Raw genomic sequence first — 20,146 nt, 5'->3', positions numbered from 1 at the left:
GCTCGGAGGAGCGCATGGGTGATGAGTTGCATGATCCGGCCTGCGCCGGAGCCAGGGCACCGAAGGCGGTGAACGGCGATCGCGATGCCTTTGCGTTGACACGTCGGTCCTTTCTGGGAGGCGTGGCCGCCGTGGGTTCGCTTGCGGCACTTGCGGCCTGCTCTCGGCTTCCGAAACAAGGTGCTTCGATTCCCGGCAGCCAGACGAGCGCTCAGACGGGTCCCGCCAAGCTCGCTGTCGCGATATCGCAACCGGCGGCGATCGATCCGATCAACGTCCGCGATGCCGCGGGTCTGCAGGTCGTTTTTCAGCTCTTCGATCCGCTTCTCAGATATGATTTCGAGCAGGCCGCACCCGTGGGTCTCGCCGCATCGAGTTTCGAAGCGAGCGATGATGCTAAGACGTTCACGTTTCATCTTCGTCAGGCGTCTTTTCATAACGGGGATCCCGTGCGATCGGAGGACTTCAAGCGCGCATGGGAGTGCATCGTCGATCCCGATAGCGTCCTCGCCAAGAACCTCGGTTCCTCACAGGTCGCTCACCATCTCTCACTCGTCGATGGCTATCAGAGCCTGCGCTCCGGGGCAGCCTCCGGTCTCGCCGGTCTTGAGTGTCCGGATGCGCAGACGCTCGTCGTCAGGCTCTCGGCACCCTATGCCGACTTTCCGAGTATCGCGGCTCATCCCGCGCTCGGCCCGGTGCCCGCCTCTGCCCTCGTCGATCCCAAGGGTTTCGCCGCTGCCCCTGTCGGCAACGGGCCCTTCCGGATGATCGGAAGCTGGGATGAGCACGCTCAGAGCATCGAGCTGCAACGTTTCGAAGCGTATCCTTCACCATCTGAGATCGACGCCATATCGCTCGGCATCCAGCCCGATGCCGAGCGGGCCTTTCGCGAGTTCCAGATCGGGAATCTGGATATCTGCGACTGCCCGATCACCCAGTACGAGAAGGCCAAGGGAGATCGAGGCATGTCTGCAGACGGATGCACGATGGAAGAGGGTGCCCGGCTCGTTCTCGGCTCAGAGCTCTCGACATACTTCATCTGCTGCAACACCACGATCGAGCCGCTCTCCAATCCCGATTTCAGACGGGCGGTCTCTCTGGCGATCGATCGAGACGAGATCTGCAGATCCGTCTTCAAAAGCACGCGCATACCCGCAGACGATATCATACCTCCTCATATCCCGGGCTATCGACGCGGAGCGTGGCCGTATGCCAGACACGATCCGCAGGCGGCCGCAGCGCTTCTTGACAAGATATATCCGAAGGGCAAAGACGGCTCTCGCGGCGTGAAGCTGAAGCTCTCGTTCAATCCCGACGGGGGCCACAAGAAGGTCATGGAAGCGATTATACGTGACCTGGCGGATGTTGGGATCGATTGCGAGACCGACACAGCCGAGAGCGATGTTTTGATCGGGCGATATCAGAACCGCCAATATCAGCTCGCCCATATGGATTGGACTGCGGACTACCCCATTATGGACAGCGTTCTCTTCCCGCTGTTCCATTCGAGTTCGCTTCAGGGATCCAATCGATCAGGGTTCACGAGCGCCGAGGTTGACGCCTCGATCAATGAGGCTCGCACCATCAAGGAGGAGTCCTCGCGCATATCGCGCTTTCAGGATGCCAACACGCTGATCGCTCAGATGTGCCCGATCATCCCCCTGATGTATTTCACGCATATCGTTCTCGGATCCGATCGCATCTCGCGTCTCTACATCGATCCTCAGACGCGCATCCATCTGGCGGACGCGACGCCGAGCTAGCCACTTCGGCGCGCTCGCGCGGAGGCGGCGCCTCGAGCGCGCGCGAGCCGTATGGACCGGAGAGCTTCGGGACTCTGTCGATGCTGAGCGGATGAAAATTGTTCTTGCCTTACGGAGGCACTATGGGTTATTATCAATCACGCTGAAAAGCATGTCGGAGTGGCGGAATTGGCAGACGCGCTAGCTTGAGGTGCTAGTGACCCCTCCAAAGGTCATGCGGGTTCAAGTCCCGCCTCCGACACCATGGATTCATTCGCCTCGCCAGGGGCTTTCTTTTTCTCCCTGACCTTCCTTTGGTATGCTCATGTAAAGAGCGTGCGGCATGGAGTCCGCGCGCGGCAAGCTGAGGATGGAGGCTCGCTGATGGACGCCATGCCCTATCACGATGCCATAGGGCTGCTGAAGCTGGTTGAGATGACGAGCGACTTCATCGCCGTGTGCGCGCATGACGGAACGATTCTGCACATAAATCACCAGTTGCTTGATCTTCTCTCGGAGCTGCGGCCGCTTATCGTGGGTTCGAATATCAAAGATCTGCTCTTCAGTGTGTCATTTGAGCGCGCTGCCGATCACGAGCTGCCGTTTCCCTTGGACGGGTCCGATACCAAGCTCACGCTCAAGCTGTTCGACGGCTCGTTCACCCCGGTCCTCGCGCGCGCGGTCCAGCTATCTTCCGGCACATCCGAGCAGGCGGATTCCGGCAGGATTCTTGTCGTCATGCAAAGCCTCAAAGAGAGGTACGCCCGCGATGTGGAGTTGAACCGGGCTCTCTGCGAGCTGCAGTCGGCAAATAAGCGCCTTTCGGGGATTATTTCGGTTATCGTGGAAAGCATTGGAGCAACCGATCTTGCGAAACTGCTGGACACCGTCTTGAACGAGCTGGTCAGTGCACTCGATGCAGATGGCAGCGCGATCTACTTCTCAGAGAGCACCGGATTTCGACTGCGGGGCGTCTCGCGGAGTCTCTCTGAGTGCGATGTTCCGGTGTTTCTACCCTATGGCGTGGGCATCCCTACATATGTGATGCGCAAGCAGCGGTCCTGTCGGCTGTCTGTTCTGCCCGCCATCGATGAGGACGATCCGAGGATCATCATGTATGATCACGGCGATCGACAGCGGTTCTCCCTCAGGATCGAGGAAACCTTGCCGTTTCGCTCGCTCATCGCGGTTCCGGTGTTCTATGGGACGCAGGTTCTGGGCGTGATAGAGCTGGGCTGGAGTCGTCCGAAGACACAGCGCGCCTACGACGTCAAGGTGCTCGAGGTCATTTGCGAGTTCTTATCCATCCAGCTCGTCGGTTTGGTGAACAGCCTGCGATCCAAGCGCATGACCAAGCTCATCCGCTCGATCAATCATATCCGCGATACCCTGTTCGAGTTCGGTGTCGTCAGAAAGGGGACCTGGCCGAAGATCTCGAGCGAGATGCGCCGAGTCCTGTCGTGCGACCTCTATGAGTTTAAGTTCGATGCAGACAACGAGTGTTGGGCGCTCGATGTCAACGGCAGGTTCTTGGACATCCCTGGAAGCATCGATGAGATGTTCTTCTCCACCAGAGAAACGGCTGCTCGCCCGAACCCGGGTATCGAGGACTATCTGGCTCATGCAGGCGGCGCTCAGTCCACATGCAGCGACGATCTCGAGCGTGTGCGACTGGCCCGCTTCAACGTGGAGTCCACCTTCGGAAAATGGCTCAAATCCCACGGTTTGCCGGGGCAGGGGATCTTCGTTGACCCCGGTCCGCAGCTCATCGTCCAAGAACCTCCGACAGACGCGCGAACTGCCGATGATAGCGCCTCCGCTGCGCAGACGCCGGTACAGCTCGGACTGGAACACATGTATGTGCTGCTGCGCGACGAGTCATATGAGCCCCTTGATGATATGGAATACGACTACATGCTGTGGCTCGCGCACGAGTATGAGATCTACCTGGGTGATGCGACGCATAAGAAGCAGCAGGGCTGCATAGCTCAGACGCTTCAGGTCGGTATGAGAAACGCGCTCGGGAATGTACCCGGACTGACGACGGATTCGCTCTACTCGTCGGCGACGCGTCAGGCCCTTGTAGGGGGCGATTTCTACACGCTGATCCATCTTCCAGACGACTGCGCCGTCATGGTGGTCGGCGACGTATCGGGCAAGGGCGTCGAGGCGGCTTCCATGTCCGCGCTCGTGAAGACGGCGCTCACCGCATATGCCTGGGAGGGAGCGGATCCGGATGGCATGTGCCGCTCTCTCAACAGCATGCTGATGAGCTTCTCGCGTGTCGAGACATTCGCCAGCATGTTCATCGCCAAGATCGACCTGCGCCGCGGCAGGGCGTGGTACTGCTCGGCGGGCAGTCCCCCCGCGCTGCTCATCCGCTCCTCGATTCTCAAGAGTTCAGATGAAGCGCGATCGTGCACGCCTGAGTCCTGTGTCCTGGACATGCAGTCCGGCGTCGTCGGCGCGTTTGAGACCATGTCGTTCAAGGGGGGTTCCTTTGAGTTCTCCGCTGGTGACATACTGTTCATGTACACTGATGGTGCCATCGAGGCGCGCAACTCGAAAGGTGAGTTCTTCGGCGAGCAGCGTCTGCGCGATCATGTGATGCGTCACGTTCATCAAGGACTCCATGGATTGTGTCAGACGATTCTGGATGCTCTCGATGAGTTCACGGACTCGACGCTTGATGATGACATCGCTCTCGTTGCGCTTCGCTTTGACAGAGACAAGGAGCCTGAATGAGAATCGGGGCTCACAGCGCGCATGAGCGCTTCTCGCGCATTCGGCATGCGCTCGGCATCATCTTGGTGCTGAATCTCATGGTCGCGGTAGCAAAGATCTGGTACGGAAGCATCACCGGTGCCGTGTCGGTCCGTGCAGACGGTATCGCCTCGCTGTTCGACTCGGTATCAAATCTCGTCGGCATCATCGGTCTGGCCCTTGCAGCACGCCCCGCTGATCTGGATCACCCCTATGGTCATCAGAAATTCGAGACCTATGCCAGCGCCGGTATTGGGATCATGCTGCTCGGTGCAGCCTATTCAGTCGGATCCGAAGCCGTTGGCAGCCTCGTATTCGCCACCGCCGAGCCCCAGGTGAACGCCGGATCGTTTGCCGTCATGGTGATCACGCTGGCAGTGAACCTGTTCGTTGTCGTCTTTGAGCGAAATCGCGCCCGTGCGCTGCGCTCGGAGCTGCTTGAGGCGGATTCCTTTCACACGCTCGCGGATGTCCTCGTGACCCTTTCGGTCATTCTGGGTCTCGTGTTCGTGCGGGCGGGATGGCCCATCGCGGATCCAATCGTATCGATTCTGGTTGCAGTGATGATACTGAAGAGCGCCTACGAGGTGTTTCGTCAAGCCAGCGCGACGCTCTCCGACAAGGCGCGAATCTCCGTGCGTGAAGTCAAATCGGTTGTCAACTCGGTTCCCGGAGCGATCAACTGCCATAACGTTCGAACCCGCGGAACCGAGGGCGAGGTCTACATGGACCTGCATATCATGGTCGAGCCGTCCATGAGCATCGCTCATGCGCACGAGGTCGCCGGTCTGGTCGAGCGCGCGATCGCCGAGAGCTTTCCCCAGGTTGTCGACACCGTTGTACATGTCGAGCCTGATACGCCCGAGGAACGATTCCAGGCCGCAATGGACGATTCAGACATATCGTAGATGAAGAAATGGTTAAAATATAACCAACATGCTGCCATCTCGGAGCGAGTAGCCGAGCAGCTGTTTAGAACCGAGTCACCGGGGAATCAAAACGGTATGGATGGATGGAACGACATAGCAGTCATCGCGCCTGCGGGGGATATCGATATCGCGACAGTGTCTCTGCTGCGCTCCGAGATAGACAATTATGTGAAATCTGGCATCAGGCGGATTCTGCTCAACTGCGAGCATGTTGGATTCATAGACTCCACGGGTCTGGCGTTCCTGCTCGCCTGCGCTCGGAGTCTCATGCATGCAGGCGGTCTGCTGACGCTGGAAAACGCCTCACCCGAGATCATTCGCTTTCTTCAACGTGCGCAGCCGCTCGATGTGCTGCATGTCACCGCTGCCCATCGATTGCCGATCCCTGTTGCATCTCAAGATCAATCCCCTTTGTGGAGCAAGGCCATCGTCGTGCAGAAGGGGATCGAGAACCTGAGCTACTATCGGCATCGAGCCATCGATATACTGAGTGATCTGCCCATGGGCTACGATGCACGGTTGGACACGGTTTCTGCCTTGGGGGAGGCGCTCAGCAACGCTTATGATCACGCGGACTGCGATGGTGTGACCATGACGATACGCGCCTATGTCGATCGCGTCGTCGTGGAGGTCCTCGATTGCGGCGAGGGTTATGAAATCGGTGCTGACGAGGAGCCGGATGTGACCGAGGAGCGCGGGCGGGGCATCAGACTCATGCGGATGCTCGTCGACAGCGTGGAGGTGCACCGACGCACGGATGCACGAGGTACGCTCGTTCGACTCATCAAGCTTCTGTCGACAGTGGAGACGTGATCGGCGATCGAGCGGTATCACAGCACGTGCAGAAAAAGAGAAGCCGGTAGAGGAAAGCACCTCTACCGGCTCTTGTTGCTGGAGGCGACGCCCGGATTCGAACCGGGGATAAAGGCTTTGCAGGCCTCTGCCTTACCACTTGGCCACGTCGCCGAAGAAAAAGGCCGAATCTCGATCCGGCCGTTGCATGCGATGGAGCGGACAACGGGGTTCGAACCCGCGACCCCCACCTTGGCAAGGTGGTGCTCTACCAACTGAGCCATGTCCGCTTGCAGAGAGATAAGATACACGAGAACTCAGGTCCATGCAAGCCACATCGCAAAAAAACCGACGAGGGTCCTGCGACGAGGGCTTTTCATCGGATGACGGAGCACGGGAGCTGCAGTTGCGCTTTCGGATACCTCGGCATCCGCCCGATCGGACGGAGTCGCGCGTCACCGCTTGCGGCGACCGGTCGCATATGGTTTCGTCAGGATAGCGGTGTCCATCTGAGAGGCGCGATGCACGGCATCTCGCGCGAACCGCGACGCGCTTTTTCAGATTCGATCTTTACAGAGCTGCGCAGGTTCGCTATATTAGCACCTGCGCGTGCACGCAGGCGCAAATCGGGCGTTTAGCTCAGGGGGAGAGCGCTTCCCTGACACGGAAGAGGTCACAAGTTCAAATCTTGTAACGCCCACCACGAACAACGAGGTCAGATGCTGAAAAGCGTCTGACCTTATTTTGTAGTCGCTAACTTCTCGCCTTGCGGTACAAAGTCCTGTAAGCCGAGGTGCAATCGAGCGATAACGGAGCCGAAACCATCAAGCGAGTGTTTGTCTGCGGGACAGCAGGTATATCGATTTTTCCAGTGGATATAGTAACTTCAGTGCTTCCGTTCCGATTGCATGAAGCGAATGAGAAGAGGGCTCTACATCATGAGAATCCACACGATCAGGCCGTATGGCATCACCGCTCAGCAGTTCTTCGATACGCTCGCTGAGGAGCACGCCGATCTTCTGCTTGACGTGCGACTCAAGAACACCAATCAGCTTGCCGGATTCACAAAGAAGAACGATCTGGCGTATTTCGTGCCCAAGTTGCTCGACGCGGACTATGAGCACGATACGCTGTTTGCGCCAACTCCAGAGCTGTTCGGCGCCTATATCCATAAGACGATGTCATGGGAGAGCTTCTCCGAGGCTTATCGCGATGAGATGATCGCGCGCGACGCTGTCGTGCGGTTCTTCGACCGCTATGGCGGCTATGAGGTCGTTTGCTTGCTGGGCGCAGCGTCGCGTGAGCGGCGCAGCCATGTGGAGGTTCTGAGACGCATGCTTGAGGATGCCGACTGCAAGCGGACGCCGTCGCGATGATCGGGTTTCATCTGCAAGAGGTTGCATGAGATCGATCACGAGGCGGTCTTATGCTTCGGGATGGAGTCACAGCGCGCACCCTCTATCCGGATTCTGTTATAGAGAAATCTCGTATTCGAGTTGCGCCTGTTTGCAAAATCGACCTTTCAGGACATGAATATTTCGTGAATGGATATCGGGTCGTCTCAATTTGGGTAATTTCACACAGACGACACGGGGACGCAGACGTGTTCCCGCGATCGTACAAAGGCGAGGTGTCCCAACCGGCGTCATCGGCGCGCGGGAACCCGGAGGCCATACCGGCTTCTCCCCTCTGTCGCATGTGATCTCCGGGCGCGACCTCCTCCGCAACATCCTGCTGTGCTGCAGCCGCCGGTTGCGCCGCCTCGCCTATTCTCATGTGGTGCGAGCATCATAACCGCTTACCGAAAAAAGAAGTTGCCCCTGAGTTTCTTTGGTCGCCAGAATAAAACCAGATTCGGGCAGGGGCACAAAGGATATCATGTGCGGCTCGCGGGCTTAAGTTTCTGAAGGCGCATATGATTGTGCCGCCAAAGAAATGGCGGGTTTTATTGACATATATAAATACCCATGCTTATACTCGGGCTATGTCGAAGGTTCGTCTCCGGATAAAAATGGGAGTAGACGGCTAACCGGGTTGCATCTTGTTCGAGAGGGTCAGAATTGTTGCAAACCGACAGCAAAGGAGCTGAGTATCATGGTGGTAGTCAACGCGATGGGCGAGGTCTGTCCTGTTCCCGTGGTCATGACTCTGAAGGCGGCCGCCAAGCTCTCCGATGGCGGAACCATAGAGACGCGCGTGGACAACGAGGTCGCCGTTCAGAATCTCATGAAGATGGCGCAACAGAAAGGATATGTCGTCAGCTCGGAACGCATCGGTGACAAGGAGCACCGCGTCAAGATCACCATTCCCGCTCGCTCCGGACACGATCAGAATGAGGAAGCGGTTGATACACGGGAAGGGTCGGGTCATCGCGGCATCGTCGCCGTCATCTCGGCCGGCCATATGGGCTCAGGCGATGACAAGCTGGGTGCCATCCTTCTCAAGGGCTTCATCTATGCTCTCAGCCAGCAGGCCAAGCAGATCGATGCTGTGCTGCTGTACAACGGAGGCGTGAAGCTGGCCTGTTCGGGATCGGATTCCATTGAAGATCTGAAAGCCCTTGAGGATCGCGGATGCGCGATACTGAGCTGTGGAACCTGTCTTGACTGCTATGGTCTCACCGCCGCAGTGGAGGTCGGTGGCATCACGAACATGTATGAGATAGTCGATAGGCAGCTTCAGGCCGATTTGATCGTGCGGCCGTGATCACATTGGTACCTCATGCAAAGGCCTAGCCCTCATAATTTCGTATACCATGGTGTTTAGCGAGGACTAATTCACTTTCGCACTTAGGTGGTGTTCTCAACCGGGGTTCTTATGACGGCGCTGCTGTCGCGCCGGCTCAGCTTATAGCTCGCAATCGGTAGACGGACAATCGAAACCAATCTCGGGCTCGGCTGCGAACAGATTCCAATCGAGGCGGGACGAATAGTTGTCCAATTGAAAAATGGCTGTCGAGGGAGTTGTATGCGCGCCTATAGTCCTCTATATGCTGCATGCTCTTTTTATTACCACGAATGAAATTCGATACAATGAACGGAGATATAACACAGTGCCGTCGAGTATCCGTTGCGCTGAGCTGCGATAGGGCGTTTTCAGTACAAGAAAGAGCTTCATCGTCGCCGCCACCGGGGCCGGTGACGGTGGCGCATCGTTTGAGGGCTGCAGCCGTCTTCGGCCGCGATCAGCTCCGCTTCTCACAGAGGGTTGCCCAGAAGGTCGGAATGTTCAGATCGTGCAGTCTGCCCTCGCCGTGGGTGTCCTCATAGCAGTCGATGAGAGTGAAACCCGCCCGCAGCTGCCCTGCGATCTGCTCGTCGAAGGTATGCGAGAACTGGATGTCGTCCTCGTCGATGTCGAAGGTCGCCATGAGATCCGGATCGCGCAGCGGGTTGTGCGGCAGCCTGTTGACGATGCGCTCCTCCGCGCCGTCGAACGCATAGCCGAATCCGTTATCGAGTCCGCAGATCAGACGTCCGCCGTGCGCGAGCACGCGATGGCATTCGCGCCAGATCGGCAGGACCTCCTCGACGCAGCAGTTGGAGAGCGGACGGATGATCAGATCGAATGAGCCGTCGGAGAAGGGGAGGGCCTGGTCATGTCGGCGCGCGCGATCTCGATGTCATACCCCTCGCGCTCGGCGACGAGGCGGTCGGCTGCAACCATCTGCGGCGAGTAGTCGAGCACGGAGCATCGAGCGCCGATTGCGGCCATGAGGCGCATCTGCTGTTCGTGCGTTGTGGTCGGTGCAGCCGGCAATGCCGGCGATGCTCATACGACTCTTTTCAAATCGGTTTCAGATGACGAATTCATGCCTGCTGCGTGTCGTCTCGCAGCAGCCGGGTGAGGTTCTGGGTGAAGCGGCGGCGGTCATCTTCGGTGAAGGGTGCCGGCCCCTTGGTGCGCCCGCCGGTGCGACGGACCTTCTTCTCCTCATGACGAATGAGAAGATCTATGTCGATCGTCGCCTTCTGGTAGATGCGGCCGCGCACGCCGATGGCGGCGGCACCGCGTCCGAGCACCATTCCGGCCAGACCGATGTCCTGCGTGACGACGACATCGCCGGGTTCGAGCAGCTCGATGATGGCGAAGTCGGCGCTGTCGGCACCGACGGAGACTTCGAGGATCTCGACCCAGAAACCGGTGTGGGTCGCATCCCGCCCCCGCGCGCGGCCGACCTCTCGCGGATCGTCGCGACGGATCTGACGCGCGAGATTCTGCGTCGTGTTGCCGGCGATGACCGTGCGGACCCGAGCCTTGCGGGCGCAGGCGAGCGCCTCGCGCGTCACCGGGCAGGCGTCGGCGTCTATATACAGCGTGGGCGGCACAGACGGACTCCTTCAGACACATTGGTTGCTGCATGCAGGCATGATATCACATCGCTTGTCGTCTCGGCGCACGGAGCTGCTACTATGGTATGAAGCGGCGATGCGTCAGGCATGCGATGGCATGGCGGATCCGCCTCGACGTTTTCTTCGTGCACCATACTCAGCGATACGGGTCGCGGCAGCGCAGGGGGCTGAGTTGAAGGGAGCTGAGGGCGCGCGCACATCGCGCGCGACTCTGAGATATGAGTAATCGAGCCATGGATGGGAGTATGACTCATGGACGTGATGGGCATCGCCGAGGACAGCTGGGACCACGTCGTCGAGCTGCGTCGACAGTTCCATCGACATCCCGAGACGGGCTGGAGGGAGCAGGGGACGCAGAGGCTGATCGAGCAGGAGCTCGATGTTCTCGGTATTCCCTATGTCGAGGTCGCGGGGACCGGTGTCATCGCGACGCTCGTCGGCAAGAGGGGTCTGCCCGTGATCGGGTTGCGCGCCGACATGGATGCCCTTCCCGTCAAGGAGGAAACGGGGCTCCCGTTCGCGTCGGAGTACGAGAACACGAGCCATGCCTGCGGCCATGACGCACACATGGCGATGCTGCTCACGGCTGCGAAGATTCTGTCCGAGCACAGAGACGAGCTGAAGGGGACCGTCAGGTTCATATTCCAGCCGGCCGAGGAGCTCGGAGGAGGTGCGAAGAGGGTGGCGGCGTTGCCCGAGGTTCAAGATATCGATACCTTCATGGCCATCCACATCTGGTCGCCCATTCCCGTGGGCAAGATATCCGTTCAAGCGGGTCCGCGTATGTCAGCCTGCGATGTGTTCCGCCTGACCATCAGGGGAGACGGCGGCCATGCGGCGTCTCCGGAAACGGCGATAGACCCGATCCCGTGCGCCGCCGCGGTGATCAGCGCCCTGCAGACGATCGTGAGCAGGGAGATATCGTCGACCGAGGCGGCGGTTGTGAGCGTGTGCACGCTGAGGGCGGGTACGGGGTTCAACGTCATCCCCGACGAGGTGACGCTCACAGGGACCGTCAGGAGCTTCTCTCACGGGGTCCACGCGCAGATACCGCAGGCGATGGAGCGCATCATCGGCGGCACGTGCGACGCCTTCCGGACGACCTTCGAGCTCGACTACACCGAGGCGACCCCACCGGTCATAAACGACGAAGACTGCAGTCGTCGCGCGGAGGCCGCCGTGAGAGCGACAGCGGGAGACGAGGCGCTGATCGACTATCCCATGATCGGCGTCGCCGAGGACTTCTCGTTTTTCACGCGTGACAAGCCGGGCGTCCTTGCCCTGGTCGGTGGCGGCAAGCTCGAGGGACCGGTCTATCCGCACCATCATGCGAAATTCGATATCGATGAGCGGGGACTTGTGATGGGTGTGGCGCTGTTCGTGCAGTACGTTCTGGAAACGCAAGAAGAGATGAGATCGACCGCTCGACTGGGATGATGCCCACAGAGAGCTCATATCCGGTGGGGTGGATCAGCCGCTCGAATCGCATGCCGCATCATGCTCCGCGAAGCTGACGGACCGTCGGTGCCTAGCAGCCGCCCCTCGCATCTCTTGATGCAAGTGCGGCATTTCGGGCCCCTTGGAGGATGAAGGCTCTCTGCTCTTCTGTTGATGACTCGTAGCATCGATTCAGGTCGGCTTGCTGAGGATCTGAGAACTCGACGGGGGAGAAGTCACGACCGGCGAGCTCATCCAAGGTGCAATGGAGCAGATCGGCGATGTCGCAGGCGTCCTCCAGCCGAAGTTTCCGCTCTCTGTCCTCCCAGGCTTTTATCTGGCGCTCAGGAACCCCCAGAGCTTCAGAAAAGGTTCTGCGGCTAACATATCCAGCAGCTTTGCGCAGACGAACAAGTTGAAGATTCATAATCGTTCCAATCGATGTCACAACTGATAGTACACATATGGTGACACTTATTCAAATTTTTATGAATAAAGGTATTGCTTAAGACACGTATTGTGTCTATTCTTATGAGTGAAAGACACGAAATGTGACATAATGTAAATAAACATACACGTTTTGTGTTTGGGAGGCACCATCGCATGAATAGAGAGAAGGTAGGACGGCGTATTTTCATCTGGCTTATGAACGCTGACATGACGCAGAACGATCTGGCTGTTCGCTTAAGCGTTTCGCCGGCGAAGGTGAGGGATTGGATCTGTGGGACCTGCTCAATCAGCTTTGATCATGCTGAACAGATTTGCAGCCTATTCGGAAAAACACTAGACGAACTCGCGGGTAGAAAATCGATCTAACGGTTTTGAATTCATGGAGCAAATGGCGTTGAAGGCCGCATTCAACGTACCGCGTCCGGTGAAGGAGCTCACAGGTTGCCGCCCTCATACACATTGACAATAGACCTCTGTTTCGAGCATCGGTTTTCTTGTTCCGATTTTTTTTCCGTCGACCACACAGACTATGCAGGCGTTTTCCAATTTGTATGTCATCCAGTGCAGCACATCGAAAGGAGGGGGAAATGGTGCACATCGTTGTTGCGACCCATGGTGGCCTCGCCGGAGGAATCCTATCGACTCTGGCTCTGGTGACAGGTGATGTGGATGAGATCAGCGCTCTCGCGCTATTGGAAGGAGATGATCCGAGTGCGTTTGAATTGCAGATGCGAGGCGTTATAGAGAAGTTGAATGCGCTGCCGGGAAGCGAAGGCACGCTCGTTCTCGTCGATCTTCTCGGCGGAACTCCGTCGACGTGCGCTGCCCGAATCATCTCCGATGAGGGATCGGCGCGTATCCGTTGCCTGACAGGGCTGAACTTTCCGATGCTCGTGGAGGCGGTCTTCAACCGAGAGCGCAAGTCACTCGTCGAACTTGAGGCGTCGTGCGCGCAGGCAGCGCGAGCAGGCATCATCCAGCTTGCGGATCTGGTGCCTGAGCACTCGCCCTAGCATCGCGTAGCACATGCAGGCCGCAAGCGAAGGTGTATTCAAGATCTGATGAAGGAGGATATCTTGATCATCCAAGCATTGCTCGTCGCGCTGATCACCACCTGCAGCAGCTGGTGGTTCAGCCATGCGATCACTCGTTCGTGGCTCTATCCAATCTGGTCGGGGTTTCTTGTCGGCATTGTCATGGGGCAGCCCCTCCAGGGGATGATGATCGCCGCCGCAATCAACCTGCCCTATATCGGCTTCATCACCGCAGGCGGATCGATGCCGGGCAACCCGCAGTTCGCTGGTCCAGTGGGAACAGCACTGGCGCTGGTCTCCGGTCTCGACGTCAACACCGCAACGACCGTCGGTGTCATCCTGGGCAGCGTCACCATTCTTGTATGGACCGTGTACATGTCCGTCAACACCTTCTGGGTCCATATGGCGGAGAACTTCCTGGAAGCGGGCAACATCCGCGCCATGCGGATCTGCAACTACGTTCCATCATTTCTGGTCTCCGCGCTCATCAACGGCGTTCCCGCCTATCTGGTCGTCGTGCTCGGCGCGCCCTTCGGTGGATGGCTGCAGAGCTTCCCGCAGTGGATCGTCGACGCGTTCGGCGTGATCGGCGGGCTCATGCCCGCTCTCGGTATCGCGATGCTGTTGCAGTATCTGAACAAACCCAAGCTCACGGCGTTCTTTTTCCTGGGCTTCGCCTTGGCGCAGTTCGCGAGCTTCTCGACCATGATCATCACGTTTCTGGGGGTCATCATCGCCGTGCTCATCTACAACTTCAACGGGTTCGCGCAGATCGAACAGGCGGGTGAGTAGGCATGACACAGCTAAAGAAATCGACGTTGATCAAAAATTGGCTGCTCACGTATTCCTCGGAGACATGCTACAACTATGAGCGGATGCAGGGGCTTGGCAACACCAACGCGTTCGTGCCGGTGATCCGGGAGCTGTACCCGAGAGAGCGACAGGCAGAAGAGCTCAAGAAGTATCTTGTCTTCTACAACACGGAACCGTCTTGGATGGGCACGATCATCAACGGCATCAGCTCGGCTATGGAGGAGAAGCGTGCAAACGGAGCCCAGATCAGCGCGGATGACATCACCGTTTTGCGCGCGGCCCTCATGGGGCCCATGGCTGGCATCGGCGATACGGTGTCGCAATCGATCGCCTATCCGGTCCTCGCCGGCATCTGCATCCAGCTTGCCCTGGCGGGGAACTTCGCGGGACCGATCCTGTTCGAGACCGTGTTCAAGATCCTGATGCTCACCTGTGGCTATAACATGTTCATGCTCGGCTATCGCAAGGGCAAAGATGCCATCGTCGAGCTGCTCTCAAGCGGCATCATCAATCGCATATTGAACGCGGTGAGTGTTGTCGGCCTCATGGTCGTCGGAGCCATGACCGTTCAGAACGTCCACCTCGATCTGTCGTTTGCACAATTCACCTGGAGCAATGAACTCGGTGACGTCAAATTCAACTTGCAAAAGGGCGTCTTCGATGCGCTGCTGCCCGGGCTTCTGCCCATGCTGGTCGTTCTCGGTGTATGGTTTCTGCTGCGAAAGAAAGTCAAACCTCTTTACCTTGTGCTCATCATTTTCGGCCTCGGCTTTTTGATCGTCGGCTTGGAGGCGCTGTGCGGCGCATACGCATAAAGCCGGTCCATGTCGGCGACTCCAGCGCGAAGACAAAGCGGTCCGCGCGTTCGCGCAGACGGTACAACCGCTTCTTGAATGTGTCGGGTTCAGATCAGCGCGACGGGAGGAGAGCATGAAACAGGAATTCAACATCTATCCGTCCATCATGTGCAGCGCTCCTTGGGATGTCAAAGGCTATATCGATGCATTCGAGCGCGCCGGGGTCGCCGGTGTGCACTTCGACGTCATGGATGGTCACTACGTTCCCAACGTCATGCTCGGGACCGATGACTTCGATGCCATAGCCTCGATCACCGAGCTCTCCTTGGATGTGCACATCATGGCCGAGGGAGCCGACGCCTTCGTCTCGTTTTTCAAGCTGCGGCCGCATGACCGCTGCTGCTTTCATCCCGAGACGTGCGCGCAGCCCTACAGGCTCCTCGAGCGTATTCGACGCCGGGCGTCGGCGTGCGGTCTGGCCTTGAGCCCGGGCACCCCGGTCGGCTATGTCACCGAGTGTCTGGAGCTGCTCGACTTCGTGCTCGTGATGGCGGTCAGTCCCGGCTTTGCCGGACAGACCATGGTTGCGGACCATCTGAACAAGGTCAAGCGGATACGGGAGCTTGTCCGCCGAGCCGACCATCCCATAGAGATCGTCATCGATGGCAACACGACGGTCGCGAATGCGCGACGGATGATCGAAGCCGGCGCGAACGGGTTCGTCGTCGGTACATCGTCGCTGATGGGCGAGGGCCCCGCTGGCTTCGCCACGCTGTACGAGGCGTATCTCACAGGTCTTGCCAGCTGAGCTTGTCTGATCAGAAACTTGCAGGTCAACAACGGAATGTGAGGTAACATGATCGACAGTAATCTGAGATTCGTCCGCATCGACGATCGCCTCATACACGGGCAGGTCATCACGGCATGGCTGCACGCCTATCACGATGTGACCCATATCCTCGTCGTGGACGACGACGTGAGCGCCGATCCGTTCATGAGGCAGATGTTCGGACTGCTGGTGCCCTCCGGCATCACCATCGATGTCACCGATGTCGCAGGGGCTATCGAGCTATGCGCCGCCGGGTTGCCCAGACCGACCATGATGCTCGTGAAGTACCCGCTCACGGTCAAGCGCCTGATCGACGGCGGCGTCAGCATCGAGTTTCTGAACATCGGCGGCATGGGGATGGCGGCGAACAGGAAGAAGTTCTTCCAAAACGTAGCCGCCTCCGATCTTGAACGGCAGATCTTGAAGGAGCTTATAGATAGCGGTATGAAGGTGGAGATTCAGATCGTCCCGGCTCAAAAGCAGGTCGACGTCGCATCTCTGCTCAGATAAGCTGCTCGTAGATAGCCGACCGCCCTGCATCTGCTCGAGAGGAGCGCATATGGAACCATCGTCATATCGGCAATCGACTATGAAGGCCTGCCGCCTTCACGGCATCGGCGACTTCCGTACCGATGAGGTCCGGATCCCCGAGCCCGTGGGAGAACAGCTGCTGATCAAAGTCGGGGCGTGCGGCGTCTGCGGATCGGACATCCCGCGCATCTTCACTCTGGGCACCAGCAAGCAGCGCTATCCGCTCACGATCGGCCATGAGTTCGGTGGGAAGATCGTGGAGGTCGGCGACGATGCCGATCCCTCGCTCGTGGGAACGCGAGGTGCGATCTTTCCCTGCATCCCCTGTCGGAGCTGCGGAGCGTGCCTGTCGGGCAACTACGCCATGTGCGAGGACTATGACTATCTGGGGAGCCGCAGCGACGGAGGTTTCGCGCGGTATTGTCTTGTCCCCTCCGCGTGGCACGTCGTTTTCAGCACAGACCCGAAGACGACCGATGACAGCCTCGCGATGGTCGAACCGTGCACCGTGGCCCAGCATGCGTTGCGTCGCGGGGAGGTGCGCGCCGGCATGAACGTCCTGATCTTCGGCGCGGGCCCTATCGGCATCATGGCCGAGCGCTGGGCGAGGATCTTCGGCGCGCGCACGGTCGCGATCTGCGAGATCGTCGAGGAGAAGGTCGAATTCGCGCGTCAGCGCGGCGCGCAGGTGATCAACGGTTCGGCGTGCGATATCCGAGAGGCGTTTCGCGAACTCAGCGCCGGCCGGGATGCCGACGTCGTGATCGAGGGAACGGGGACCGGGGCGGCTCTCGGGCAGGCCATCGAGTGCGCGCGCACGTTCGGCACCGTCGTTCTGCTGGGCAATCCGGTGCGCGACACGACGATATCGCTGAGTCAGCACAGCGCGATCCTGCGAAAGGAGCTGTCTCTCAAGGGAATCTGGAATTCGCACTACGCCGCGACGCCGGTCAACGAGTGGCAATTCAGCGTCGCGATGATCGACGCGGGCGACATGATCGTCGATGATCTGGTCACCGCGATCTGCGATCTTGATGAGCTCCCCGGGCTGTGCCGGGACATCTTCGAGCGTCGCGTCACGGTCTGCAAGGCCATCTGCCGCCCCCGGACGCAGTCATGAGAAGCAGCGGGTCCCGTCTGAGCGCGTTTCTCAGGGCCCTCAGCGTTGCCACATATGATCGAGCGGGCCCGGCCCCCGGCCCAGATCCAATCCGGCTGCGAGCGCTCCGGTGACATAGCTCTTCGCTTGGTTGACGGCGGCGATGAGGCCCAGCCCCTGCGCGAGTCCGCATGCTATCGCCGAGGACAGCGTGCATCCGGTTCCGTGGGTGTTGGCGGTCTCGATGCGCGGATGGCGAAACCAGGTGACGGACGTCTTGATCGCATCACCCTCTCCGGTGCGCTCGGCAAGCAGATCGTTCGATTCGTCGGTCATGTGGCCGCCCTTGACGAGCACGGCGCAGCCGATGCGCGCCGCCAGCTCGCGTGCAGCTCGCTCCTGCTCGTGAGCCGTGGTGATCTCGAGGCCGCTCAGCTCCTCGGCCTCCGGCACATTGGGCGTGATGACGGTCGCCAGCGGGAACAGCAGCTCAGCGAGCGCGCTCGCAGCGTCCTCGTCGATGAGCCGCGAGCCCGCTGTGGAGACCATAACCGGATCAACAACGATGTTTCGCGCGCCCCACCGCGTAAGTCGCTCGGCGATCGTCTCGACGATCTCGGTTGAGGAGACCATGCCGATCTTGACGGCTGCCGGCGGGATGTCCTCGAACACGGCATCGATCTGCTCGGCGACGATTCGAGGTGTCGCTTCGAGCACATCGCGAACCCCCAACGTGTTCTGCGCGGTGAGCGCTGTGATAGCCGTCTCGGCGAACAGATGGTGGGCGGCTATGGTCTTGATATCCGCCTGAATGCCGGCCCCGCCGCTTGAGTCCGATCCCGCTATGCTCAGAACTGCCGGAATGACCCTGGTTTCCATATGATCCCCTTTCCTTCTCAGAACATGAAGGCTCGCTGAACCGGTCTGGCGCGATCGGATGAGACCGGGCCTCAGATATCGTCTACCCATGTGCCATATCGAAAGTGCTATTTCATGCCATCTCGATGAAACGCTCGCACCGCGCACATTCTCAGCGCGCGCGTCGCCGCTTCGATGTCCGCGGCGGCGAAGATCGCCGAGACGATGGCCGCGCCGTCGGCACCGGTACCAAAGAGCAAGGGGATGGTGCGCTCGCTCAGTCCGCCGATGGCGGTCACGGGTATGGACACGGCCCGACAGATTCCGCTCAGGGTTTCGCGTGTAACCGGAGTGGCGTCAGCCTTGGTTTGCGTGCTGAACATGGCTCCGACGCCGAGGTAGTCGGCACCCGCCTCCTCAGCCGCCAGCGCCTCGGCCACCGTGCGGGCCGAGACCCCGATGATCGCATCGTCCCCGAGCCGGGCTCGCGCCTCCCGGCAGGCGGTGTCGGTCTGTCCCACATGGACCCCGTCGGCACCGGAGCGTGCGGCAGCCTCGACGTCATCGTCGATGATGAGGGGGATGCCGTGCGCGCGGCAGCAGGGTACGAGCCGCTCCGCGATAGCGGCGACCTCGGCTGTCGGCCGATCCTTCTCGCGCAGCTGCACGCAGGTCGCGCCTCCTTCGATCGCTTGGAGCACGCACGCCTCCAGCGTGCGGCCGGCGAGCCAGCTGCGGTCGGTCACGGCGTAGATCAGCATGCTTGCGCGAATCCGCTCGCGTGACCACATGCCGCGACGGCGGGGGTCTTGCGCGGCGAAGCGCTCCATCACAGAACCTCGACTCTGGCACGTCGATCAAGTGTCGGGGCGTCCATGTTGCAGATGGCGTCGATAAGATAGATGCGGAAGCTGCCGCTGCCATCGAGTGCGTCCATGCGAGCCCGAGCGACCTCGCCGGCGATTCCCATGCAGGCCACAGCTGAGACGACGGCATCGAGCCGCTCATCGAAAGAGGCGATGACGTGGGCGCCGACGAGGCAGGAGAGCATGCAGCCCGTGCCCGTGATCGAGCTCATCATGGCAACGCCGTTAGTGATGGCGCGCACGCGTGTTTCGTCAGCTACGATATCGATCGCGCCGGTGATGGCGATGATCGCGTGGAGTCGCGCAGCGAGCTCGCGTGCGAACTCCGCGCTCGACTCGAGGTTGTCTCGCGTGATCGCGTCATCGGGTCCTGCATCGACGCCACGTGTCGAGGCAGCCGCACCGGCGATCGCCTTGATCTCGCTCATGTTGCCGCGTACGACCGTGACCGGCAGGGTATCGACCAGCTCGGTGGCGATGCGCGTGCGCAGCGCTGAGGCACCTGCTCCCACCGGGTCGACCACGATGGGGTGGTCCAGCTCCGCGGAGCGCGCCCCTGCCACGCGCATGCCCTCTATGGAGCGCTGGTTGAGCGTGCCGATGTTGAGAACGAGCCCCCCGCAGATCGAGGTGATGTCAGCCACCTCGGCCGCATCGTCGCTCATGATGGGAGAGGCGCCGCATGCGAGCAAGGCGTTGGCGCAATCGTTGGCGGTCACATAGTTTGTGATGCTGTGAACCAGAGGTGAGGTCGCGCGGACGCGAGCGAGGCTCTCGCCGAGGTGTTCCAGATCCATGTCGTAGCCCTTCTGTCACGGCGCTGCCTCTCTGTCGGCCGCGCCTCATTCCAG

At 59.5% G+C, this 20,146-nt stretch carries 21 protein-coding genes and 4 tRNA genes; 16 read left to right on the top strand and 9 right to left on the bottom strand.

Annotated elements, in window-relative coordinates; translation table 11 throughout:
• The first annotated feature begins 14 nt into the window (after positions 1 to 14).
• The 5 genes from CORGL_RS06385 (at position 15) to CORGL_RS06365 (ending at position 6,250) form a co-directional block, all read left to right on the top strand.
• Entirely contained in the window at positions 15 to 1,766 is a 1,752-nt protein-coding gene (locus CORGL_RS06385; RefSeq protein WP_013709089.1) for a peptide ABC transporter substrate-binding protein, read from the top strand.
• Positions 1,767 to 1,919: 153 nt separating this feature from the next.
• Positions 1,920 to 2,010, top strand: a tRNA-Leu gene (locus tag CORGL_RS06380).
• Between the two features lie 119 nt (positions 2,011 to 2,129).
• On the top strand, positions 2,130 to 4,490 hold the full coding sequence (locus CORGL_RS06375) for a GAF domain-containing SpoIIE family protein phosphatase (protein ID WP_013709088.1): 2,361 nt from the start codon (positions 2,130 to 2,132) through the stop codon (positions 4,488 to 4,490).
• Positions 4,487 to 5,416, top strand: a complete 930-nt coding sequence (locus CORGL_RS06370; protein ID WP_013709087.1) for a cation diffusion facilitator family transporter — start codon at positions 4,487 to 4,489, stop codon at positions 5,414 to 5,416. Before CORGL_RS06375 ends, CORGL_RS06370 begins: the two co-directional genes overlap by 4 nt.
• Before the next feature lie 96 nt (positions 5,417 to 5,512).
• Positions 5,513 to 6,250, top strand: coding sequence for an anti-sigma factor antagonist (locus CORGL_RS06365; RefSeq protein WP_013709086.1), 738 nt, complete (start codon positions 5,513 to 5,515; stop codon positions 6,248 to 6,250).
• 79 nt (positions 6,251 to 6,329) lie between these two features.
• On the opposite strand, the gene CORGL_RS06360 is transcribed toward CORGL_RS06365, so the two are convergent.
• Both CORGL_RS06360 and CORGL_RS06355 read right to left on the bottom strand, forming a co-directional pair.
• Positions 6,330 to 6,403, bottom strand: a tRNA-Cys gene (locus CORGL_RS06360).
• A gap of 40 nt (positions 6,404 to 6,443) precedes the next feature.
• Positions 6,444 to 6,519 (bottom strand) — tRNA-Gly (locus CORGL_RS06355).
• A gap of 338 nt (positions 6,520 to 6,857) precedes the next feature.
• On the opposite strand from CORGL_RS06355, the gene CORGL_RS06350 reads away from it, so the two are divergent.
• The 3 genes from CORGL_RS06350 (at position 6,858) to yedF (ending at position 8,935) form a co-directional block, all read left to right on the top strand.
• Positions 6,858 to 6,932 (top strand) — tRNA-Val (locus CORGL_RS06350).
• A 205-nt stretch (positions 6,933 to 7,137) separates the two neighbouring features.
• Positions 7,138 to 7,605 (top strand): DUF488 domain-containing protein, encoded by a 468-nt coding sequence (locus CORGL_RS06345; protein ID WP_216476077.1) that lies wholly within the window; start codon positions 7,138 to 7,140, stop codon positions 7,603 to 7,605.
• A 718-nt stretch (positions 7,606 to 8,323) separates the two neighbouring features.
• Positions 8,324 to 8,935 carry a sulfurtransferase-like selenium metabolism protein YedF gene (gene yedF / locus CORGL_RS06340; RefSeq protein ID WP_013709084.1) on the top strand — a complete coding sequence of 204 codons (612 nt, stop codon included), beginning with the start codon at positions 8,324 to 8,326 and terminating at the stop codon, positions 8,933 to 8,935.
• Positions 8,936 to 9,413: 478 nt separating this feature from the next.
• Here yedF and CORGL_RS10105 read toward each other — a convergent pair whose 3' ends face one another.
• From CORGL_RS10105 to CORGL_RS06330, 3 genes are all read right to left on the bottom strand, one after another.
• Entirely contained in the window at positions 9,414 to 9,722 is a 309-nt protein-coding gene (locus CORGL_RS10105) for a hypothetical protein (RefSeq protein ID WP_049777698.1), read from the bottom strand.
• Positions 9,723 to 9,787: 65 nt separating this feature from the next.
• The gene (locus CORGL_RS10095; protein ID WP_245526890.1) at positions 9,788 to 9,943 is read right to left on the bottom strand and encodes a class I SAM-dependent methyltransferase; all 156 of its coding nucleotides are present in this window, start codon (positions 9,941 to 9,943) and stop codon (positions 9,788 to 9,790) included.
• Between the two features lie 95 nt (positions 9,944 to 10,038).
• Positions 10,039 to 10,557, bottom strand: a complete 519-nt coding sequence (locus CORGL_RS06330) for a YaiI/YqxD family protein (protein ID WP_013709083.1) — start codon at positions 10,555 to 10,557, stop codon at positions 10,039 to 10,041.
• 276 nt (positions 10,558 to 10,833) lie between these two features.
• On the opposite strand from CORGL_RS06330, the gene CORGL_RS06325 reads away from it, so the two are divergent.
• On the top strand, positions 10,834 to 12,018 hold the full coding sequence (locus CORGL_RS06325; protein WP_013709082.1) for a M20 metallopeptidase family protein: 1,185 nt from the start codon (positions 10,834 to 10,836) through the stop codon (positions 12,016 to 12,018).
• Positions 12,019 to 12,109: 91 nt separating this feature from the next.
• Here CORGL_RS06325 and CORGL_RS10240 read toward each other — a convergent pair whose 3' ends face one another.
• Positions 12,110 to 12,445, bottom strand: coding sequence for a helix-turn-helix transcriptional regulator (locus CORGL_RS10240; RefSeq protein WP_013709081.1), 336 nt, complete (start codon positions 12,443 to 12,445; stop codon positions 12,110 to 12,112).
• A gap of 176 nt (positions 12,446 to 12,621) precedes the next feature.
• Between CORGL_RS10240 and CORGL_RS10235 the strand changes: the two genes are divergently transcribed.
• The 7 genes from CORGL_RS10235 to CORGL_RS06285 all read left to right on the top strand — a co-directional run bounded on the left by CORGL_RS10235 (position 12,622) and on the right by CORGL_RS06285 (position 17,592).
• Positions 12,622 to 12,834 carry a helix-turn-helix domain-containing protein gene (locus tag CORGL_RS10235; RefSeq protein WP_013709080.1) on the top strand — a complete coding sequence of 71 codons (213 nt, stop codon included), beginning with the start codon at positions 12,622 to 12,624 and terminating at the stop codon, positions 12,832 to 12,834.
• Between the two features lie 221 nt (positions 12,835 to 13,055).
• Positions 13,056 to 13,481 carry a PTS sugar transporter subunit IIA gene (locus tag CORGL_RS06310; RefSeq protein WP_013709079.1) on the top strand — a complete coding sequence of 142 codons (426 nt, stop codon included), beginning with the start codon at positions 13,056 to 13,058 and terminating at the stop codon, positions 13,479 to 13,481.
• A gap of 63 nt (positions 13,482 to 13,544) precedes the next feature.
• Positions 13,545 to 14,294, top strand: coding sequence for a PTS mannose/fructose/sorbose/N-acetylgalactosamine transporter subunit IIC (locus tag CORGL_RS06305; RefSeq protein ID WP_013709078.1), 750 nt, complete (start codon positions 13,545 to 13,547; stop codon positions 14,292 to 14,294).
• 2 nt (positions 14,295 to 14,296) lie between these two features.
• A complete protein-coding gene (locus CORGL_RS06300; protein ID WP_013709077.1) occupies positions 14,297 to 15,130 on the top strand; it encodes a PTS system mannose/fructose/sorbose family transporter subunit IID in 834 nt (277 codons plus the stop codon).
• A 115-nt stretch (positions 15,131 to 15,245) separates the two neighbouring features.
• A complete protein-coding gene (locus tag CORGL_RS06295) occupies positions 15,246 to 15,920 on the top strand; it encodes a ribulose-phosphate 3-epimerase (protein WP_013709076.1) in 675 nt (224 codons plus the stop codon).
• A 48-nt stretch (positions 15,921 to 15,968) separates the two neighbouring features.
• The gene (locus tag CORGL_RS06290; protein WP_013709075.1) at positions 15,969 to 16,451 is read left to right on the top strand and encodes a PTS sugar transporter subunit IIB; all 483 of its coding nucleotides are present in this window, start codon (positions 15,969 to 15,971) and stop codon (positions 16,449 to 16,451) included.
• Between the two features lie 49 nt (positions 16,452 to 16,500).
• On the top strand, positions 16,501 to 17,592 hold the full coding sequence (locus CORGL_RS06285; RefSeq protein ID WP_013709074.1) for a galactitol-1-phosphate 5-dehydrogenase: 1,092 nt from the start codon (positions 16,501 to 16,503) through the stop codon (positions 17,590 to 17,592).
• 39 nt (positions 17,593 to 17,631) lie between these two features.
• Here CORGL_RS06285 and thiD read toward each other — a convergent pair whose 3' ends face one another.
• The 3 genes from thiD to thiM form a co-directional block, all read right to left on the bottom strand.
• Positions 17,632 to 18,450: a bifunctional hydroxymethylpyrimidine kinase/phosphomethylpyrimidine kinase gene (thiD, locus tag CORGL_RS06280; protein ID WP_013709073.1), complete on the bottom strand. Its 819-nt coding sequence runs from the start codon at positions 18,448 to 18,450 to the stop codon at positions 17,632 to 17,634.
• A 107-nt stretch (positions 18,451 to 18,557) separates the two neighbouring features.
• Positions 18,558 to 19,259 (bottom strand): thiamine phosphate synthase, encoded by a 702-nt coding sequence (gene thiE, locus CORGL_RS06275; protein WP_013709072.1) that lies wholly within the window; start codon positions 19,257 to 19,259, stop codon positions 18,558 to 18,560.
• Complete coding sequence (thiM, locus tag CORGL_RS06270; RefSeq protein ID WP_013709071.1) at positions 19,259 to 20,092, bottom strand: hydroxyethylthiazole kinase; 834 nt, start codon at positions 20,090 to 20,092, stop codon at positions 19,259 to 19,261. The genes thiE and thiM overlap by 1 nt, the downstream gene beginning before the upstream one ends.
• Positions 20,093 to 20,146: the final 54 nt, after the last annotated feature.

It is taken from the genome of Coriobacterium glomerans PW2 (assembly GCF_000195315.1).
Taxonomy (GTDB): Bacteria; Actinomycetota; Coriobacteriia; order Coriobacteriales; family Coriobacteriaceae; genus Coriobacterium; species Coriobacterium glomerans.
The sequence above is the reverse complement of the archived record's forward strand: the minus strand, read 5'-3'. Positions and strand labels throughout refer to the sequence as shown.

Excerpts from the sequence above, each read along its gene's own strand:
- CORGL_RS06385 (WP_013709089.1), top strand. The coding sequence starts at position 15 with ATGGGTGATGAGTTGCATGATCCGGCCTGCGCCGGAGCCAGGGCACCG.
- CORGL_RS06375 (WP_013709088.1), top strand. The coding sequence starts at position 2,130 with ATGGACGCCATGCCCTATCACGATGCCATAGGGCTGCTGAAGCTGGTT.
- CORGL_RS06370 (WP_013709087.1), top strand. The coding sequence starts at position 4,487 with ATGAGAATCGGGGCTCACAGCGCGCATGAGCGCTTCTCGCGCATTCGG.
- CORGL_RS06365 (WP_013709086.1), top strand. The coding sequence starts at position 5,513 with ATGGATGGATGGAACGACATAGCAGTCATCGCGCCTGCGGGGGATATC.
- CORGL_RS06345 (WP_216476077.1), top strand. The coding sequence starts at position 7,138 with ATGAAGCGAATGAGAAGAGGGCTCTACATCATGAGAATCCACACGATC.
- yedF (WP_013709084.1), top strand. The coding sequence starts at position 8,324 with ATGGTGGTAGTCAACGCGATGGGCGAGGTCTGTCCTGTTCCCGTGGTC.
- CORGL_RS10095 (WP_245526890.1), bottom strand. The coding sequence starts at position 9,943 with ATGGCCGCAATCGGCGCTCGATGCTCCGTGCTCGACTACTCGCCGCAG.
- CORGL_RS06325 (WP_013709082.1), top strand. The coding sequence starts at position 10,834 with ATGGACGTGATGGGCATCGCCGAGGACAGCTGGGACCACGTCGTCGAG.
- CORGL_RS10240 (WP_013709081.1), bottom strand. The coding sequence starts at position 12,445 with ATGAATCTTCAACTTGTTCGTCTGCGCAAAGCTGCTGGATATGTTAGC.
- CORGL_RS10235 (WP_013709080.1), top strand. The coding sequence starts at position 12,622 with ATGAATAGAGAGAAGGTAGGACGGCGTATTTTCATCTGGCTTATGAAC.
- CORGL_RS06310 (WP_013709079.1), top strand. The coding sequence starts at position 13,056 with ATGGTGCACATCGTTGTTGCGACCCATGGTGGCCTCGCCGGAGGAATC.
- CORGL_RS06300 (WP_013709077.1), top strand. The coding sequence starts at position 14,297 with ATGACACAGCTAAAGAAATCGACGTTGATCAAAAATTGGCTGCTCACG.
- CORGL_RS06295 (WP_013709076.1), top strand. The coding sequence starts at position 15,246 with ATGAAACAGGAATTCAACATCTATCCGTCCATCATGTGCAGCGCTCCT.
- CORGL_RS06290 (WP_013709075.1), top strand. The coding sequence starts at position 15,969 with ATGATCGACAGTAATCTGAGATTCGTCCGCATCGACGATCGCCTCATA.
- CORGL_RS06285 (WP_013709074.1), top strand. The coding sequence starts at position 16,501 with ATGGAACCATCGTCATATCGGCAATCGACTATGAAGGCCTGCCGCCTT.
- thiD (WP_013709073.1), bottom strand. The coding sequence starts at position 18,450 with ATGGAAACCAGGGTCATTCCGGCAGTTCTGAGCATAGCGGGATCGGAC.
- thiE (WP_013709072.1), bottom strand. The coding sequence starts at position 19,259 with ATGGAGCGCTTCGCCGCGCAAGACCCCCGCCGTCGCGGCATGTGGTCA.
- thiM (WP_013709071.1), bottom strand. The coding sequence starts at position 20,092 with ATGGATCTGGAACACCTCGGCGAGAGCCTCGCTCGCGTCCGCGCGACC.